Below are 18,364 nucleotides of genomic sequence, written 5' to 3'. Positions count from 1 at the left end.
ACGCTATGGCTAATGGACTATGTCACTCACACAATCAAAAACTGTGGCGGTTAAATCCCATCTCATACTGTCTGAGTGGCGTTTTGCTTGTTATGACCAGCCACGTACAGGCCCGTGAATACACATTTGCCCCCTCATCTTTAGAGGGGGACGCTGTGATGACACAAGATATCGATCTGTCGCTCTTTTCCAAGCCTAATGCACAGCTACCCGGCGTATACCCCTCCAGAATAATGATCAACGACGTCCGTCTTGATGACGAAAATATCACCTATCTGAACGATATAAATGGCTTATTGCAACCGCAACTGACGCCAGAGATGCTTCGCAAGTGGGGAATAAATGTTGATAAATATGAAAATCTCGCACAGCAAAACGCCAGTGCGCAGCTAACTGAACCCCTGGGGTTCTATATTCCTAAGGCCAGCGCAACACTGGATTTTACGTTAATGACGTTACGGTTAAGCATCCCTCAGGCAGCGGTGATCTCATTAAGTAAGGATTACATTGATCCCTCCCGCTGGGACGATGGGGTATCAACAGCGTTTATGGATTACGCCTTTTCCAGCTCACAAAATGTGGATGAGCAACATGACACCGGCTCAAACCAGTATCTTAATCTGCGCAGCGGCGCCAATCTCGGCGGCTGGCGTTTACGTAATTATTCGACCTGGAGTCAATCCGACGATACCCATTCCTGGGAGGCGATCAGCACCTATTTACAACATGATATTGATACCCTGAAAGCACAGTTCACGGCCGGGGAGAGTAGTACTCGGGGGGAGGTGTTCGATAGCCTGCAATATAGTGGTGTGAATATTGCCTCAGACGAAGAGATGTTGCCCTACAACCAGCGTGGTTTTGCACCGATCATCCGGGGCATTGCCAGTTCCAACGCCGAAGTTTCCGTGCGTCAGAATGGCTATCTCATCTATCAGCAAAACGTCGCACCCGGTGCTTTTGAGATTAGCGATCTTTACTCGACGACGAACAGCGGAGATCTTGAGGTAACGGTCAAAGAAGCCGATGGCACCGAACATCGTTTCACTCAGCCTTACTCAAGCGTAGCAGTCATGCTACGCCCTGGAAGTTTGAAGTACGAAATGACTGCGGCGCGTTATCGCGCTGATAGCGGCAGTGATCAAAATGAACCCATCTTTGCCCAGGGGAGCGTTATTTATGGTCTGAACAATACGTTCACGCTGTTTGGCGGCGTAACAGCGGCAGAAGATTATCAAGCAGTGAACACAGGAGCAGGCATCGCGCTGGGGCCAGTAGGGGCTGTTTCTGCTGATGTTACCGTCGCGAAAACCCAACTCGACAATGACGACCAAAGCACCGGGCAGTCATACCGCCTGCTCTACTCCGGCAAGATCGATACAACTGATACTAACTTCACGCTGGCGAGCTATCGCTACTCCACCAGCGGTTATTACAGTTTTGCTGACGCTAACCAAAAATATGACGAAGATGAAGACATCCTGCTTTTTCGTTACAACAAGCGCAACCGTCTTCAGGCCAACATCAGTCAAAACCTGTCCGGCGTAAGCCTGTACCTTAACGGTTATCAGCAGGATTACTGGGGAACATCGCAAAAAGAGAGGAGTCTTTCAGCGGGTCTTAATACGGTCGTCGAAGGGATCAGTTTCCATCTGGCTTATACCTATAGCAAAGTTAACGATGAAGAAAGTGACCGAATGGCCTCTTTCGGCGTGAGTGTGCCGCTGAGTAAATGGCTGCCAAACGCCTGGAGTAGCTATAACCTGAGCAATAGTAAAGGTGGCTACACACGGCAAAATATTGGACTAAATGGCACACTACTTGACGATCAACGGCTAAGTTACTCTTTGCAACAAAGCCATTCGAACCATGATGGTGAGGATACCAGTAGCGTATACGGTAGCTATCGCTCGCAGTACGCCAATATGAACGCCGGTTATTACGCCTCATCAGACAGTTCCCGACAATTAAGCTACGGCATTAGCGGTGCGGTTGTTGCACACCCTTATGGTGTCACCCTGGCCCAGCCATTAGGTAGCCAATTTGCCATCGTAAACGCCAACGATGCTTCAGGCGTGCGTTTTCAGAATCAACGGGGGATCCAGACTGACTGGCAAGGCAACGCAGTCATCCCGTCATTGACCGCTTATCAGAAAAACCGCATCCGCATCGATACCACCAGTTTGCCGGAAGATGTCGATACCAGCGAAACAGCCGTCACAGTTATTCCGACAAGAAATGCCGCCGTCGTTGCCAGCTTTAATGCACACGTTGGTTATCGCGCAATGATTAAACTGACACGCCCTGACGGTAAGACGGTTCCCTTTGGGGCCATTGCCACCGCACTTTCACCTGTGGTGAGCGGTATCGTTGACGATACCGGAACGCTCTATTTGGCAGGAGTTACGGATACTTTTCAGATAAAGGTTAAATGGGGTAATGCCCAGAGCCAGCAGTGCACTGCCAATATATCTTCACTTTCAACACACCCAACCTCCGCTAGTGCCGGGATCCGTTTCATCAGCGCTTTATGCCAGCAGGAATAACATCATGTTCAACTTAATGAAAAGACTCTTTGCGCCTTTTTTATCTGGTCTGGTTATCTGCCTGATGCATTTTCCCGCGCAATCAGCAGTCACGGTGCTGAATGATTGTTTTGGTGCTCCGCAGGATTATTACACCACCTATAGTCGTGAACTGGAGGCGAGTGAGAATACTACCAACAATGAAATAGAGGTGACGGATCATTTGGCTGGCAACGGCGCGGATATGGAAGCCAACTGCACATGCCCAAAGAATATGGATGAATCCACGCCAGTAAATGAACTCACCCTCGCAGGAAGTCCACTCAATCCGGGCGTCAGTGGCTATGGCTTTTTGACAGACAAAATCGATGTCGACATTGATGGCTACACCGACGCCGTCAATTCTCCTGAAGGGGCAGGATTACTGAGTTTACATATTAATGAATACCCCACTCCACGCTCATCCATGCCAAAGCAGATTGAAAATATCAAAACCCCTGAAGGCACCGCCAGCGTGTGCAGCACGGAAACCCGGCCGCAAGGGGGAACTTCTGTAAAGCGAAAATTCAGGTGGAGTGTGATTGGCTTAACCTTGTATATCAAGAAAGCGATTCTGGGCATCGAAACCCTACCCTCGACGCTTGTCATGCAACATTATGCTTGCCTCTATTTCGGCGCAGGCAATTGCAATACTACTAGTGCACAACAGGTGTCCAACATCTGGTTAAGCGGTTCATTGTCTGCTCCCTTAGGCTGCACGATCAATGAAGGGAGCACCATTGAAATCGAACTTGGAAATATCATCAGTAGCCAATTTGTGAACAAAGGCCAACCGCCCGAGGGTTATTCACTTAAAAACGTTGATATTTCATACCATTGCGACAATAACGCCGTGGGAAATCAGAACAGGATTAAATTGACACTGACAGCCGATCAGGGGGTTGTTAGCAACAGCAATGCGCTGATTGCAAATATGATCGACAGAGATGATATTGGCGTAAGAATCTTTAATGAAAACAACCAGAACGTCGCACTTGATGGAAACTTTGAATTTGAGGTGCCTATGGATGAGCTAGGAAATGGAACCATACAAATTAAGGCAGCGCCTGTTAGCACCACCAGTAGCAAACCTGAACCTGGCGCGTTTGAAGGCAACATCACCGTAAAAATGGATATTCGCTAATCATTCGTCAAAACAGCATTCGTGCAGGGAAACTCCCTGCACGATATTGGCTCTTCTTAGAAATTCACGATTAGAACCCTAAACTATCCAGCAAATCATCAACCTGGTCCTGGCTTGCCACCACGCCCGCCGCACTGGCGTTCATTTGCGGGCCATTGAGCAGGCTGTCAGCAGGACGTTTTGCGCGGGCATCCAGCTCTGGCATGTTCTCCATCAACACCATTAACAGCTGGCGTTCAATTTCCTGGATAACATCCATCATGCGTTTAATCACCTGGCCGGTTAAATCCTGAAAATCCTGCGCCATCATGATTTCCAGAAGCTGGGCGTTAGTGAAACTGGTATGCGACGGGACGTCAGATAAGTAACTACGCGTATCGGTCACCAGTTCACGGGCATCCCCCAGCTCGATTGGGTTTTCAAACCAGGCATCCCAGCGGCCAGTTAATGCTTTAGCATCGCTTTCCAGCTTGTTCTGGTGGGGCTGGGACAGCTCCACGCAGTTCAGTGCACGTTCGGCGGCCTGGGCCGTCATTTGTACCACATAGTCCAGACGATCGCGGGCATCAGGAATCGCTTCTGCTGCTTCAGCAATTGCCTGATCAAGACCCAGCTCGCGCAAGCTGTCACGCAGCATACGGGTCAGGCTACCTATCCGGACGATAATATCGCCGGTTGAATTTAACTCTGACGCGGGATTTGTAGATGAGTGCATGTGCCTCTCCTTACATGCCGAGCTTTTCGAAGATTTTATTCAGCTTCTCTTCCAGAGTGGCTGCAGTGAACGGTTTCACCACGTAGCCACTCGCCCCGGCTTGCGCTGCCGCAATAATGTTCTCTTTCTTTGCTTCAGCCGTCACCATCAACACGGGCATTGCCGCCATTGCGCCATCGGCACGAATGGTTTTCAGCAGTTCCAGACCGTCCATGTTCGGCATGTTCCAGTCGGAGATAACAAAGCCATAACCACCGCCATTCAGTTTATTCAACGCATCGACACCGTCTTCAGCTTCTTCTACGTTGTTGAAACCCAGCTCTTTTAGCAGGTTACGTACGATGCGACGCATGGTAGAAAAATCGTCCACCACCAAAAATTTGAGTTCTTTATCTGCCATTTATGGGTTCCTTCGGTTTTTGCCTGTTCAAGAAGGCGTAATTGTTGCAGCCAGTCTGGACACGGCCAGCGCGCAAGAACCGGAGCGTACATAAAATACGTGAGGATCCTGAGCACTGCCCGCGTTCAAAATGGCAAATAAAATAGCCTGCTTTTAAATACGAATTGCCTGTCCGGCACTTATTTTCGCCAGCATCTGCTGGCTAATCTGGCTTAAATCGACCACTTCGCTGACGCCACCACTGTTGATGGCTTCACGCGGCATGCCGAACACCACACAACTTGCTTCGTTTTGGGCGATGGTCCATGCCCCGGCTTTATGCATTGCCAGCATCCCGGCGGCCCCGTCATTCCCCATCCCCGTCAAAATCACGCCGACGGCATTTCGCCCGGCGAATTTCGCCACAGAATGGAACAGCACATCCACGGCCGGACGATGCCGGTTCACGGGCGGGCCGTCATGGATCTTGATTTGGTAGTTCGCCCCGCTGCGAGCAAGCTCCATATGTTTATCGCCCGGGGCGATGTACGCATGCCCCGGCAACACACGTTCGCCATCTTCGGCTTCTTTCACCGCAATCTGGCACAGCTTGTTGAGCCGTTCGGCAAACGAGCGCGTAAAGCCTGGCGGCATGTGCTGGGTGATCAGCACCGCCGGGCTTGAAAGCGGCAGCGGCTGGAGCACATGACGAATCGCCTCGGTGCCACCCGTTGATGCGCCAATGGCAATCAGCTTTTCAGAACTCAACAACGGCCCGGCTTTCAGTGCAGTTGGCGCCGCCGCAGGGGCGCGAGCCGCCAGTTTCGCTTTAGCCGCGGTGCGTACTTTCTCAGCGATAGTTTCGCTGTAGGCCAGCATCCCTTCGCGGATCCCGAGCTGGGGTTTAGTGACAAAATCAATCGCCCCCAACTCCAGCGCCCGTAACGTGACTTCCGAGCCTTTGCCTGTCAGCGATGAAACCATCACCACCGGCATAGGGCGTAAGCGCATCAGTTTTTCGAGGAAATCCAACCCGTCCATGCGCGGCATTTCGACATCCAGCGTCAGCACGTCAGGGTTAAATTTCTTAATCAAATCCCGAGCCACCAGAGGATCGGGGGCGGTCGCCACCATTTCCATGTCATCGTGGCTGTTCACAATTTCTGTCATGATCTGGCGCATCAGGGCGGAGTCATCGACACAAAGCACGGTTATTTTTGTCATGATCTTTCCTTACTCAGTCCGTATACCGTCTGCCCTCGCAGCAAAAATTCACGGCTGAGATTACTGAAATTCTCCGAATGCCCGGCAAACAGCAATCCGCCCGGTTTAAGCAGCGGTACAAAGCGCTGCAAAATTTGCTGCTGCGTCGTTTTGTCAAAATAAATCATGACATTGCGACAAAAAATGGCATCAAACGGCCCAGGAATTGGCGCTTGCTTATCCAGCAAATTTATCGGCGCAAACTCCATGTGACTGACCAGGTCGCTGCGTACGCGCACCAGTCCTTCATGTGGCCCAGTGCCACGCATGAAATAGCGTTGCATCTGGAGCGGTGCCAGGGTTTTCAACTCATCCTGGCGATAAACCCCACTTTGCGCTTTCTCCAGCACTTGCGTGTCAATATCACTGGCAAACACTTTCCAGCGCCCCGGCGCCATGCCGATGACATCGGCGAGGGTAATCGCGATGGAATACGGTTCCTCGCCGGTCGAGGCCGCCGCACTCCACACTTTATATTCGCCACTCCGTTTACGCGCATGCTCTGCGAGGATCGGGAAGTGATGCCCCTCGCGAAAAAACGCGGTCAGGTTGGTGGTCAGGGAATTAATGAACGCCTGCCATTCGGCGTTACTGCCGTTGGCTTCCAGCAAGTTCAAATAATGTCCGAAATCCTCCAACCCTAACGTGCGCAAGCGGCGCACCAGGCGGTTGTAAACCATGTCGCGTTTATGATCGGCCAGCACGATACCTGCACGCTGGTAAATCAACTGGCATATCCGACGAAAGTGCGTGTCGGACAGCGGTAGACGCTGTGTCATCTGTAACAATAATGACGATTGCCCGTTGGGCAGTGGTGATGTCATAGCGCCTTCTTAATCACAATCAGGAGGTGGCAAGCACCCCAGTGGCTTCTAAATCTCTGTCGATGTTTTCTTCAGCAACACCATCCAGATTAAATACCGCAACGACACCGCTCAGATGTTCGGCCTGGTTTGCCAGCGCATCGGTGGCGGCTGCCGCTTCTTCTACCAGTGCAGCGTTTTGTTGTGTGACCTGATCCATCTGACTGACGGCTTGTGCGACCTGTTCGATACCGCGACGTTGTTCATCAGATGCAGAGGCAATTTCGCCCATAATGTCGTTAACCTGAGTCACCGAGCGGACAATCTCCGCCATGGTTGTCGCGGCGGTATCCACCAGTTGCGAGCCCTGTTGCACGCGGTTCACCGACTCTTCAATCAGGACTTTGATCTCTTTTGCCGCCTGGGCACTGCGCTGTGCCAGGTTGCGCACCTCGCCCGCGACCACGGCAAAACCCCGTCCCTGCTCACCGGCACGCGCCGCTTCTACTGCGGCGTTCAGCGCGAGGATATTGGTCTGGAAGGCGATGCCATCAATGACGCTGGTGATATCGCCAATTTTCTTCGAGCTGCCCGCGATGTCGTGCATGGTACGCGCGACGTTTGCCGCCTGTTGGCCACCTTGTTGTGCGGTATCTGCCGCCGTACGCGAAAGTTGCGCCGCCTGACGGGCGTTGTCAGCGTTCTGGCTGACGGTCGCGGTCAGTTGCTCCATGCTGGCAGCCGTTTCTGCAAGCGACGCGGCCTGCTGTTCAGTACGTGAAGAAAGGTCATTGTTACCTGCGGCAATTTCTGCGATGCCGGTGTGCATCGCGCTGCTGCCCTGGCGCACTTGTAATACGGTCTCTTTCAACGCTTGCTGCATGTTTTTCAGGCTACGGAAAATCTCGGAGATTTCGTTGCGCCCATAAACACTGATCGGGCGAGCCAAATCCCCGGCAGCAATATGCTCAAAGTGGCTGCGCACGATATCCAGCGGCTGCACCAACATTCTGCGTGACCAGATGATTGAGCCAATCAGCATCAGAATCGCAATCACCGTGACGCCTACGAAAATAATCGCCGAGATCTGGTAGTTCATTTTGCTGTCCGCACTCGACGCCGCCACGGTGTCATTGATGCTTTGCTGCCAGGCGTTAAAATAAGCGTCAAAAATATCCTGAGATTTCTGAATCGGCGCGCTGAGGAAATCAGAAAGCTGATTGCTTTCAAGCCAGGTCGCCTGATGCTGTAAGTCATCCCGATAAGCGGCGTAACTCTGCTTAGTCGATGCCACCATATCCTCACCTTCTTTATTTAAAGGTGGGATTTCCAGAAACTGGTTAAACAACATATCCGCTTGTTTCAGGCTGCCACGCGCATTCGCCATCAAACGCTTGATATCTTCCGCCGGATAACTGAGCGCGGTTAGCGTTCCAGCACGGCTCAACGCGGTGCTCGCCTGTAACAACGCCGCGCGACTTTGCGTCAGGGTGTCACGTTGCTGGTTTCCGACTTCAACCATTTTTAAATTCTGAAAGTCATCCCTGAATGCCCAGAAGGACAGTCCATTACTACCAATCTGCAAAACGCCGCAGACGATCAAGATTAACAACAGCGTGGTCGAAATTCGGATACGGTTGAACATCAATTCCCCTCAGTTGGCACGTCTGACAGCCATTAATATTGCTTAGAAAGTTTCCCAATTATCGTCATGCCCACTGACTGCCGGTTTACTGGTTTTGAAAACCGGAGCCGGCGAAGTCGAGGCAATAACAGGAGGTGTCGCCGCAGGTTCAGCCTGTAAACGGAAGGCTGCAACCAGTTGGCTTAGCATGCTGGCTTGTTCTTCAAGGGCGGCAGCCGCAGACGCGGATTCCTCCACTAAAGAGGCGTTCTGTTGCGTGACGCGATCCATTTCAGACACCGCCAGCGCAACCTGATCAATACCGCGGCTTTGTTCGTCAGAGGCGGAAGCAATTTCGCCCATGATGTCCGTCACACGCGTCACCGCATTCACGATGTCGCTCATGGTTTCTCCGGCGCTTTCCACCAGCACCGAGCCGGTATCGACGCGAGAAACAGAGTCTTCAATCAGTGATTTGATCTCTTTAGCAGCCTGCGCGCTGCGTTGTGCCAGGTTACGCACTTCGCCCGCCACAACTGCGAATCCACGCCCCTGCTCACCGGCACGCGCGGCTTCCACCGCGGCATTCAGCGCCAGGATATTGGTCTGGAAGGCGATACCGTCAATCACGCCGGTAATGTCAGCGATTTTTTTCGAGGAGCCGGCAATGTCATGCATGGTTTTCACCACGCCATCCACCACTTTCCCGCCGCGTTGTGCGGTTTCGGAGGCGCTTAAGGCAAGTTGCGAAGCCTGACGGGCGTTTTCGGCGTTCTGTTTTACCGTCGCGGTGAGCTGTTCCATACTGGCGGCAGTTTCTTCCAGCGAGGCCGCCTGCTGCTCGGTACGGGATGAAAGATCATTATTTCCGGCGGCAATTTCAGTGGCACCGCTATAAATCGCATCGGACCCGTCACGCACGCTGCCGACCGTAATAATCAGCTCTTGCTGCATGTGGCGCACGCTGGAGGTCAGTTCGCTCATCTCATTGCGCCCGCCAGAAACGATGTTTTCCGTCAGGTTGCCGTTGGCGATTTCGCGAATATGGCCGATAACCACTGACAATGGACGGAGCAGAATGCGGCGCATACCAAACCACACCAGCAGGATCACCGCAAACAGCGCGATTGCCAGTCCGGCAATTTGCCATTTGGCAAAGTTGTAATCATGGTTGCTGGCAATAAACGACTGCTCGTACATGCGGTCGTTCATGGCAATGTAGCTGGCATATTCGGTCTGGAGGGCGTTTTGCAGGCTTTGAGTCGATTGCGCGAAATAAGCATCCATGTTGCCGCTTTCCAGATACCCCACCAGTTCGCTCAGCGCCCGGTTGTAGTTCTGGTAGTCGTCATCAATGCCTTTCACCAGCGTTTCCAGCTCGGGATTAATCGCGGGGATTTTTTTGAACGCATCGTAATGGGTTTGCGCTTGCGCCAGGGATTGTTTGGCGTTATTTAACAATTCGGTTTTTGCCGCACTTTGCCCATTGCTCGCATCCATCAGCATGCGGGCAGCGGAACGGCTCAGGTTGATGCGCGTTTGCAACATCAATTCCCAGGTGTTTGCCAGTTCGGATTGCTGAACACGTAACTCTCTGGAGACTTTAAAACTGTCGTTATTTTCTTTGAGTGAGTTAAAAAACATTCCGCCAGAGATGAGTTGGAGGAGCGCGAACACCACCAGCACCATCATTAGCATGGTGACAACGCGAATACGGTTCAACATATAACACCCTTTTAATGATTTCTTAACGGTGTTATCGGCATCTGGTGTTGAAACTTTACGTGAAACTTTGGTGCATTTACGCGTCGGGGGCGCTGCGCTTGCCCGACCTACAGACCCGTTAGCATTGGGTTACGGCGGTCGGATAAACAACCACCATCCGACACAAGCCATCGGATTACGTAGGTCGGATAAGCGCAGCGTCATCCGACACCAGCCATCGGGTTACGTAGGTCGGATTAACGCATCACCATCCGACACCAGCCATCGGGTTACGTAGGTCGGATAAGCGCATCACCATCCGACACAATGCATCGGGTTACGTACGTTGGATAAACACACCACCATACGACACAAGCCATCGGGTTACGTAGGTCGGATAAGCGCAGCGTCATCCGACACCAGGCACGGGTTTTCGGCGGTCGGATAAACACATAACCATCCGACACCAGCCATCGGGTTACGTAGGTCGGATAAACACATCACCATCCGACACAAGCCATCGGATTACGTAGGTCGGATAAGCGCATCACCATCCGACAGCAGGCATCGGGTTACGTAGGTCGGATAAGCGCAGCGTCATCCGACATTTAACGCGTTATTTAAAACGCGACGTCAACGACCAGCGTATCGGTATACGCCCCAGCGGGAGGTGTTGTTTGGCTGGTCAGCACTTTTGCCACGTAATTGTAGTTCCGCAGTAACCCGTCGCTACTCAAGCCAGACGACGCGGAACTGGCCCAGCGTTCCGCACCGAGGCTGCCCCAGCGGTCTGTACCATTAGATTTATAGACTTCATAACTCATGTAGTTATTGCCACTTTTCATCCGTCGTACCGTGCCGGAGACATTCGCGCCATTGCTCAACCCCACGGTGTAGGTGCTGCCTTTGGTGCAGGTCACGGCAACACTTTGCGAGACGCTTTTAAAGTTTTGAACCAGCGGCGCACTATCGAAATTGACCGGCGGAGCGGTGATAGTGCTGCAATCGTTGGAGACCGTCAGTGAAACCGTGGTGCCTGGCGAACCGCTGCCGGTCTGATAAGCCAGGCAAACCGCGACCCCAAGATTGCACACATTCCAGTCAATGCGGAAATTTAGCACCACGCTGTATGGCCCGGCGCTGATGTTTTGCCCGGCCACGGTACGCAGATATATCGGCAAGGTATAGCGCGTGCTGGTCAGTAAACCCAGTAGCGTGCTGCCATTCCAGGTGTAAGTTCCGCCGACCTGCACTTCACTGCCCCCGGCACATCCCGACTGAATGCAGACCACAACCGGGACGTTATCCGCATTGCTGGCGTCATCGGTGCGCCTGAGCAACCCGCGCGTTCCGGTGACGGCAGGCGTTGCACCGAGATAAGTGAGTTTGATCGAGTCCGAGGTGAGCAGGCTCAGCACCTTGTCGCAATCAACGTAAATGGATGCGCTGGTGTTCTGCACGGTTGAACCGATAACAAACGAGCTTTGGCTGCCAAATGAACCATTCAAACCACTCAGGCGGCAATCCGCTAGTGCCGGCATGGTGATGTGCAGCAGCACGACGGCCAGCAAAATCCACCACCCGCGCCCGAACATCATGAACCGTCCCGGCAGACCAGCGGACCGTAGGTTTTCAGCTTACGGTCGGGATTTTTTTCCAGGGTTAAGGTGGCGCGGCAACGTTTTCCATCTGGCAACGTGACGGTCAGTGGATTCACATCGCTGAGGTTTTCAAGATAAACAATGCCGTCGTAACCCACTGGCGCAGGCGGTTGCAATGGGCGGTAAACCTGGCTTGATAGCGGGATATCTTTGCCGGTGCTGTCGTGCAAAATCACACTTGCGACGCGCTGCTGCTCCATCGGGAAATTAAGGAAATATCCGCTGTGACGACGTAAAGCGACGCGGCGTTCGGTATCTTTAATCCGCGTATCGGCGGGCAGATTCAGGGTATTGATGCTGTAGTTCGCAGGATAATAAGACGAAACGCCGCTTATCAGCAGATAGCCGTCATCGTCGGTGGTGCCGACTGGCTGGTTTTCAAAATTGACCGTCACATCGCGAAAACCGTCGGTGCTGACCACCATAAAGGCATCGTTAATCCGGTTCGCCGCCAGCAACGTGTTATCCATCATCACCAGTGAACCGGACATTTCGCCCCACTGGGTGTAATTATCGCGCTGCCCGTAAGCGCCGCCCTGCAACTCGACTTTATTGTTGCGCCAGCCAAGCGTTGCCTGCTGGTAATCGTCGGTATCACTTTGATGTGCGTAGGCCAGATTCCAGCTGAATCCGCCGTTGCTCGGCATCGCATGATTGTAATTGACCCGCTGCGTGCTGCCCGCATCAGGGGTGCTTTCAACGCTAAACGCGGCGCTGTTTTGCGAACCAAACGGCACTTGCAATGACAGCGCCAGACTCCAGCCGTTTTGCGCCGGATCGTGGCTCGCCGCGAGATAAAAGCTGCTGTTTCCCCACAGGTTTTTGCTCCACGAAAGATTGAGCAATTGCGTTTTTTCATCATCGAAACTGCGGATGTCTATCCACGCGGCACCGAGGTTGCCATAGCCGCCGAGATTAAATGAAAGTGAGTACTGGTCGGTGCTGCGGCTGAGGCTGGCGATCGGTTGGTTGTTTTCGTCATACATGTCCGGGGAGTCATACAGCGCAAGGTTGCCGAACCCCCGATCACGGTGGCTGTGCTGGGTGCCGATGTTGAACCATTCGGTGTTGTATTGATAACCCCAGTTCACCTGCTGCCCACCCTGCCCACGCATTTCACTGCGCGAGTAAGCTCCGTTTACCACGCCAAAATTCCCGAGCTTCACCAGCGTCCCGACGCCCCCCAGCGCCAGCGACTGCGCCCCTTCGGCGTGGCTCTCCAGCGTCCAGTAATCGTTAACCCCGTAGCGATAAGAACCGCTGGCTGCCGCAGGGCCATAGGAAAAATTGTTGATGCCATAGTCACGGCGCAAACTGCCGAGGGTAAACGCGCCGTCGCTCAAACCGGGTTTCAGCAGTTGGCTTGCGACATAAAACGGCAGCGTGGTGGAGACCTGGCGGCCTAACGCATCGGTGGTCACCAGCACCGCATCGCCGGAACCATTAATGTAAGGAAGATTGGTTAAGGTAAACGGGCCGGGTTGCAGCTGGGTACTGCCGCTGCGATAGCCATTGATAAACACATCGACGGTGGATGGCACCGCCGCTTCACCGGAAAATGCCGGTAACGGATAGGTGATTAAATCCGGGCGCAATGAGAAATCACGGCCAATTGAGAAGCCGCCCATGCGTACACTGCTGCTCCAGCTTAATGCGTCACTTACCACATCCCCTGCGGACCAGCTCATGATGTCATCTTCATCGGTGCCGGTTAAGGTGGTGTCGTAGCGCAGATAGCCCTCGGTGCCTCCGGCATCGTAGCCGGAGAAATTCTGGCGATACGTGCCGGTTGAAGAGAGACTGAGATTGCCGCCAAACAGCCGTAATTCATGCCAGACCGAAGCCTGACTGCCGCTGTTTTGGGAATGGTTGGCATAGATGTCGTAATTGAGCAGCGCCCCGTTGCCGCTTAGCGGTTTAAAGTTTGCGTCCTTTTTGCCCATTGCGATGGCCTGACTGGGGAGCCATTCATTGGGAACTGCCATTAACAGGCGTTGCCCGCTGCTGTCGTATTGAGTTTTCACACCGTTTAGCGCCGAGACATTCACCTCGTCAGTGGTAAATTTATCCCCCGGTAATCCGGCGCGTTGCAAATCCGCGCGGCTGACAAAAAATTGCCCGTTACGCTGAGTGACCGGCACCACCAAACCGCTGTCCCACTGATTGAACACCAACGACAAATGGAACTGCGCTTCGGCGTTCAGAGCTTCCGCATCCGGCGGCGGGGGCAATGCGTCATCTTGCTGCGCGCCATGGCTACACAGCGGCAAAGATAAGATAAGCATCGCCACAGGTAATCGACTCAATTGACCGGAGCGGATTGCCATTGTCCGGAACGGGCATTGATCGTTGCTGACAGCTGGTCAGGCCGGGTGAACGATGCCGGTAACGGCCATTCGCGCTGGCTTCCGGGTAACACATAACCCATCAACCCGTCGGTCAACGCTCGCTGCTGGCTCCCCTGACGCAATGTCACGTTACTCAGGCGCGCATGAATATTCCCGCGATTCGAGACTTGTAAGGTGGGCTGGCCATTTTCATTCACGACGCGCCACGACAGCTTCGCCGGTTCTGTGTTCGCGTGGTTGCTGGCGGCTTTCTCAATTTGCATTCCTGCGCCATAAGAAAACAGCGGGATGGAGTAGCGCATCTGCAATTTCAAACCCATTTGCGGTTTGTTGCTGTCCGCGGGTTGGGGAATTTCATCCACAACAATCCGGTAGGCCAGCTCCTGACCCGGCGGTACTACGTTCTGTTTGATGAGGCGGATAAGCTGTTTGCCGCCCCCTTCAATGCGCACAATCGGCGGGCTGGCGACCACATCCTGCTGCGCCTGATATTTTTCATGCCCTTGCTGTTGCTGCCAGCCGACCACTCGCACCTGCATGGTGGTGGCGCTGTCGCTTTGATTTTGGATCCACAATTCTGCGGCTTTGGCATCGGCATCAAGATAGGGATCGATCGGCCAAATCAGGATGTTTCCTGCCGCCAGCACCTGCGCGCTGACCGATAAGCCTGCTGCGAGTAGCAGTGTACGCGAGCGCCATTGCATCATTGTTTTCTCCCTTATTTACCATGACAAGGTCACAGTAAGTTGGTCGGTATAAGCCCCTGCCGGACTCATGCCGGTTAATTGTGCCGCCCCAAAAATGGGCAACGTAATGTTGTTGCTGTTGCTGTAGGTCATCGCCACCGCCTGGTTCACCAGAATTTCTGTGTTGGCCGTCAGCGCGCCGCTGGTATACAGGCGGTATGGCACTTTTTCACTGCTGCCGGTGCGCACCATATTGCGTATCGAGGTGTAATTTTTGCCGCCATCAATGGTCATGCTTAACGCCACCCCTGGCGTACAAGCCAGTGCCAGCGAGGTGTTGGGGATAAATGCGTTACTGGCGATGCCACTTTCCACGCCGCTGTGGGTGCCAAAATTCAGGCTTCCAAAATCCCCCCCGCTGCCACTGGCAACCGAACAACCGGGCGTAATAGTGGCTCCCACCTGAAATGACTGCGTGGTGACGCAATAGGCGGGCATCACCGTCATCAGCCCCAAAAGCCCGGCGTGAATTTTATGCAAAGCGCGGCCCTCAGCAATGGCGACTGCCTGCTGTTAATCCATCAAATGGAACTCTAAAAATGGGACGGGTTAGTAGGTCACGCTGACATTAATCACGTCCGTGTAAGTCCCTGGTTTCACCGTCACGCTGTCGCCCCCGCCCTGAATACGGCCGTAAACAATGTAATTGTCGACGCCATCGGTGGTGGAGGCTTTCGGGATTGCGGCGTTGTTGGCGATGACATTATTGAATGCGCTGTCGCTATAGATGCTGTACGCCACACCTTGTGTCGCATCAGAGGTGTTGACCAGATAGCGGGCGGGTGTACCAGGCGTGCCGACGGTGGTGCCCGGCGCGCCGTTAGTGCTGCCCGTCACCTGAACGGTGTAAGTTGAGCCGGTAGTACACTGGATGCCGAAGCTGTTACCCCCTGCTGCGCCAGATAATGTCGTGGTCAGCGTGGAGAAGGTTGCCGGATGTTCACCAAAATCCAGGGTACCAAAGTTGATGCCATTCTGCGCCGGTGAGCCGTTAATCAGGCAGCCGTTGGTCAGCGTGAGTGTCGCATTGATAGTCCCGTTGCTGGTGACCGCCTGCGCCCCGGTTATGCCACAAAGTAAACCACTACCACAAAGCATGAAGAGTGTGTGTGCTTTCATTGTTTAGCCTCATTTTGTTGCACATCCGATCCCCTGTCACAGCCAGGGTGCTGAATCCGCTAACTTATTGAAATTTAGTTTAGGTATTCAGAAATGACCAGAATGAGTGCAACGAATCAGCCATACGTATTATGGCAAATTAATAAGCTTGATAATCAATGAACTAACAACGAAACGGCAGGATCGCCCTGCTGTTTTTGCGGAAATATTAATATTATTTTCGTGATTGTAATCACGTTGTTACATAAGGCCTGCTGAATTAACAAATGCGACAAAAAGTAAAAAATAGTTGTATCCCGGGTCGCTTTGCTTCAATTTATGGGCCGAATAGAAATTGGGCAAATCATAATAATTATATATAGCTCAACAGGTTAAATAAATGTTACTAAATCGATGGGGTTACTACGTAATTGTCTAGTTCAAACAAACTCACGCTATTTATTCTGCTCTTCATGTTCGCCGGTATTCTGTCTGGCGCCGCCATTCATGAGTACGCTGCAGCAGACAACATCAAAAGTTATGCCGAAAACATCACGATATTTACCGATATCTTTTTACGCCTGATCAAGATGGTCATTGCGCCATTGGTGTTTAGCACCCTGACGGTGGGCATCATGAAGATGGGTGAAACTTCTACCATTGGCCGCGTAGGTGGCAAAGCGATGGTGTGGTTTGTCTCCTCTTCTATCCTCTCGATTCTGGTGGGTTTGTTTATCGTCACGCTGCAACAGCCTGGTGCGGGCATGAATCTGCAAGTTCCGGCAGGTGATGTACAAACCGGTCTGGCGGTCAGCGGCATGAACCTGAAAGCTTTTATCTCGCATACCATTCCCACCAGCATCGCCGGTGCGATGTCGAATAACGAAATCCTGCAAATTGTGGTGTTCTCGTTGTTCTTCGGTATTGCTGGCGCGTCCCTGGGTGAGAAATTCAACACCCCATTGGTTGCAGCACTGGATGTGGTTTCTCACATCATGCTGAAAGTGACGGGCTACGTGATGTATGTGGCACCACTGGCTATTTTCGCTGCGATCTCGTCTGTGGTGGCGACCGAAGGTTTGGGCATTTTGCTCAACTACGCTTCGTTTATCGGCGGCTACTATCTGGCGATTATCCTGACGTGCATGGTGCTGATTGGCGTGGGTTATATGGTGCTTAAGCGTGACGTGTTCCGCCTGATTACCATGCTTAAGGATCCGGTTCTGGTAGCCTTTACTACCAGCAGCTCCGAAGCGGCTTACCCTAAAACGCTCGATCAGCTGACCCGTTTTGGCTGTTCCCGCAATATCGCTTCTTTCGTGCTGCCGATTGGTTATTCATTCAACCTGGTCGGTTCGATGGTGTACTGCTCTTTTGCCTCAATGTTTATCGCACAGGCTTATAACATTCATCTGACGTTCTCAGAGATTGTGGTGCTGATGCTGACATTAATGCTGGCGTCTAAAGGGATTGCCGGTGTGCCACGTTCTGCGCTGGTCGTTCTGGCGGCAACCATTCCAAGCTTTAATATTCCGGTGGCGGGTATCTTGCTGCTGATGGGTATTGACCACTTCCTCGATATGGGCCGTTCAGCGATTAACGTGCTGGGTAACGGTGTGGCGACAGCGATGTTGTCGAAAAACGAAGGTGAGATGGAAGAGTCGGTTGAAGCCGGTGAGCAGGTAGAAGCGTAATTTATCGGTGATAGTGGCGGATAGCGCGTGCGTTTATCCGCCCTGCAAAACTAAATCAAATCAAATCAGCATTCGTAGGTCGGGCAAGCGAAGCGCCCCCGACAATCCGCTAAATCAGGCCACGCGGCTCACATCATCAATCAGTGCCATCTCTTCGCTATTGAGCAACTTCTCGATATTCACCAGAATCAGCATACGGTCGCCCAGTGCACCGAGGCCGGTCAGGTATTCCGTTGACAGCGTCACGGCAAATTCAGGTGCCGGGCGGATTTGTTCGGCAGTCAGCGATAACACGTCTGATACGCCATCCACCACGATCCCGACCACGCGTTGACCGAAGTTCAGCACGATAACCACCGTGTTGTCGTTATATTCGACGCCATCCTGAGCAAACTTAATGCGCAGGTCGAGGATTGGCACAATCACACCGCGCAGGTTGGTTACCCCTTTGATAAACGCGGGGGTGTTGGCAATACGCGTCACCTGGTCGTAACCGCGGATTTCCTGCACTTTCAGAATGTCGATGCCGTACTCTTCGTCGCCGAGGGTGAACACGAGGAACTCTTGCCCTACCGTTTCCCCGGTCAATTTTGTCACATTGGTTAATCCAGTCATTTACTT

At 52.8% G+C, this 18,364-nt stretch carries 15 protein-coding genes; 3 read left to right on the top strand and 12 right to left on the bottom strand.

Annotated elements, in window-relative coordinates; translation table 11 throughout:
* Positions 1-5: 5 nt before the first annotated feature.
* Both WBL83_RS09025 and WBL83_RS09020 read left to right on the top strand, forming a co-directional pair.
* Positions 6-2,546, top strand: coding sequence for a fimbria/pilus outer membrane usher protein (locus WBL83_RS09025; protein WP_424588826.1), 2,541 nt, complete (start codon positions 6-8; stop codon positions 2,544-2,546).
* A 4-nt stretch (positions 2,547-2,550) separates the two neighbouring features.
* Positions 2,551-3,708, top strand: coding sequence for a fimbrial protein (locus WBL83_RS09020; protein WP_424588825.1), 1,158 nt, complete (start codon positions 2,551-2,553; stop codon positions 3,706-3,708).
* 70 nt (positions 3,709-3,778) lie between these two features.
* Here WBL83_RS09020 and cheZ read toward each other — a convergent pair whose 3' ends face one another.
* The 11 genes from cheZ to WBL83_RS08965 all read right to left on the bottom strand — a co-directional run bounded on the left by cheZ (position 3,779) and on the right by WBL83_RS08965 (position 16,049).
* A complete protein-coding gene (gene cheZ / locus WBL83_RS09015) occupies positions 3,779-4,423 on the bottom strand; it encodes a protein phosphatase CheZ (RefSeq protein ID WP_424588824.1) in 645 nt (214 codons plus the stop codon).
* A 10-nt stretch (positions 4,424-4,433) separates the two neighbouring features.
* Positions 4,434-4,823, bottom strand: coding sequence for a chemotaxis response regulator CheY (gene cheY, locus WBL83_RS09010; protein ID WP_309878591.1), 390 nt, complete (start codon positions 4,821-4,823; stop codon positions 4,434-4,436).
* A 153-nt stretch (positions 4,824-4,976) separates the two neighbouring features.
* The gene (locus WBL83_RS09005) at positions 4,977-6,026 is read right to left on the bottom strand and encodes a protein-glutamate methylesterase/protein-glutamine glutaminase (RefSeq protein ID WP_424588823.1); all 1,050 of its coding nucleotides are present in this window, start codon (positions 6,024-6,026) and stop codon (positions 4,977-4,979) included.
* Positions 6,023-6,889, bottom strand: coding sequence for a protein-glutamate O-methyltransferase CheR (gene cheR, locus WBL83_RS09000; protein ID WP_424588822.1), 867 nt, complete (start codon positions 6,887-6,889; stop codon positions 6,023-6,025). The genes WBL83_RS09005 and cheR overlap by 4 nt, the downstream gene beginning before the upstream one ends.
* Before the next feature lie 19 nt (positions 6,890-6,908).
* Entirely contained in the window at positions 6,909-8,513 is a 1,605-nt protein-coding gene (locus WBL83_RS08995; RefSeq protein ID WP_424588821.1) for a methyl-accepting chemotaxis protein, read from the bottom strand.
* A gap of 42 nt (positions 8,514-8,555) precedes the next feature.
* Positions 8,556-10,217, bottom strand: coding sequence for a methyl-accepting chemotaxis protein II (tar, locus tag WBL83_RS08990; RefSeq protein WP_424588820.1), 1,662 nt, complete (start codon positions 10,215-10,217; stop codon positions 8,556-8,558).
* A gap of 599 nt (positions 10,218-10,816) precedes the next feature.
* Positions 10,817-11,794, bottom strand: coding sequence for a Csu type fimbrial protein (locus WBL83_RS08985; RefSeq protein WP_424588819.1), 978 nt, complete (start codon positions 11,792-11,794; stop codon positions 10,817-10,819).
* The gene (locus WBL83_RS08980; protein ID WP_424588818.1) at positions 11,791-14,184 is read right to left on the bottom strand and encodes a fimbria/pilus outer membrane usher protein; all 2,394 of its coding nucleotides are present in this window, start codon (positions 14,182-14,184) and stop codon (positions 11,791-11,793) included. The genes WBL83_RS08985 and WBL83_RS08980 overlap by 4 nt, the downstream gene beginning before the upstream one ends.
* Positions 14,160-14,912 carry a fimbrial biogenesis chaperone gene (locus tag WBL83_RS08975; RefSeq protein ID WP_424588817.1) on the bottom strand — a complete coding sequence of 251 codons (753 nt, stop codon included), beginning with the start codon at positions 14,910-14,912 and terminating at the stop codon, positions 14,160-14,162. The genes WBL83_RS08980 and WBL83_RS08975 overlap by 25 nt, the downstream gene beginning before the upstream one ends.
* A 15-nt stretch (positions 14,913-14,927) precedes the next feature.
* On the bottom strand, positions 14,928-15,398 hold the full coding sequence (locus WBL83_RS08970) for a Csu type fimbrial protein (RefSeq protein WP_424589359.1): 471 nt from the start codon (positions 15,396-15,398) through the stop codon (positions 14,928-14,930).
* A gap of 102 nt (positions 15,399-15,500) precedes the next feature.
* A complete protein-coding gene (locus WBL83_RS08965) occupies positions 15,501-16,049 on the bottom strand; it encodes a Csu type fimbrial protein (protein WP_424589358.1) in 549 nt (182 codons plus the stop codon).
* A gap of 431 nt (positions 16,050-16,480) precedes the next feature.
* Between WBL83_RS08965 and WBL83_RS08960 the strand changes: the two genes are divergently transcribed.
* Entirely contained in the window at positions 16,481-17,743 is a 1,263-nt protein-coding gene (locus WBL83_RS08960; protein WP_424588816.1) for a dicarboxylate/amino acid:cation symporter, read from the top strand.
* Between the two features lie 114 nt (positions 17,744-17,857).
* On the opposite strand, the gene cheW is transcribed toward WBL83_RS08960, so the two are convergent.
* Complete coding sequence (gene cheW, locus WBL83_RS08955) at positions 17,858-18,358, bottom strand: chemotaxis protein CheW (RefSeq protein ID WP_424588815.1); 501 nt, start codon at positions 18,356-18,358, stop codon at positions 17,858-17,860.
* Between the last annotated feature and the right edge of the window lie 6 nt (positions 18,359-18,364).

The sequence above is a fragment of the Buttiauxella sp. genome, assembly GCF_049686335.1.
Taxonomy (GTDB): Bacteria; Pseudomonadota; Gammaproteobacteria; order Enterobacterales; family Enterobacteriaceae; genus Buttiauxella.
This window is presented reverse-complemented; position numbering and strand designations above follow the sequence as displayed.

What these genes read in the sequence shown, in the direction of transcription:
- WBL83_RS09005 (WP_424588823.1), bottom strand. Translation starts at nt 6,026, where the DNA reads ATGACAAAAATAACCGTGCTTTGTGTCGATGACTCCGCCCTGATGCGC.
- cheZ (WP_424588824.1), bottom strand. Translation starts at nt 4,423, where the DNA reads ATGCACTCATCTACAAATCCCGCGTCAGAGTTAAATTCAACCGGCGAT.
- WBL83_RS08985 (WP_424588819.1), bottom strand. Translation starts at nt 11,794, where the DNA reads ATGATGTTCGGGCGCGGGTGGTGGATTTTGCTGGCCGTCGTGCTGCTG.
- tar (WP_424588820.1), bottom strand. Translation starts at nt 10,217, where the DNA reads ATGTTGAACCGTATTCGCGTTGTCACCATGCTAATGATGGTGCTGGTG.
- WBL83_RS09025 (WP_424588826.1), top strand. Translation starts at nt 6, where the DNA reads ATGGCTAATGGACTATGTCACTCACACAATCAAAAACTGTGGCGGTTA.
- WBL83_RS08965 (WP_424589358.1), bottom strand. Translation starts at nt 16,049, where the DNA reads ATGCTTTGTGGTAGTGGTTTACTTTGTGGCATAACCGGGGCGCAGGCG.
- WBL83_RS08970 (WP_424589359.1), bottom strand. Translation starts at nt 15,398, where the DNA reads ATGACGGTGATGCCCGCCTATTGCGTCACCACGCAGTCATTTCAGGTG.
- WBL83_RS08995 (WP_424588821.1), bottom strand. Translation starts at nt 8,513, where the DNA reads ATGTTCAACCGTATCCGAATTTCGACCACGCTGTTGTTAATCTTGATC.
- WBL83_RS08980 (WP_424588818.1), bottom strand. Translation starts at nt 14,184, where the DNA reads ATGGCAATCCGCTCCGGTCAATTGAGTCGATTACCTGTGGCGATGCTT.
- cheW (WP_424588815.1), bottom strand. Translation starts at nt 18,358, where the DNA reads ATGACTGGATTAACCAATGTGACAAAATTGACCGGGGAAACGGTAGGG.
- cheR (WP_424588822.1), bottom strand. Translation starts at nt 6,889, where the DNA reads ATGACATCACCACTGCCCAACGGGCAATCGTCATTATTGTTACAGATG.
- cheY (WP_309878591.1), bottom strand. Translation starts at nt 4,823, where the DNA reads ATGGCAGATAAAGAACTCAAATTTTTGGTGGTGGACGATTTTTCTACC.
- WBL83_RS09020 (WP_424588825.1), top strand. Translation starts at nt 2,551, where the DNA reads ATGTTCAACTTAATGAAAAGACTCTTTGCGCCTTTTTTATCTGGTCTG.
- WBL83_RS08975 (WP_424588817.1), bottom strand. Translation starts at nt 14,912, where the DNA reads ATGATGCAATGGCGCTCGCGTACACTGCTACTCGCAGCAGGCTTATCG.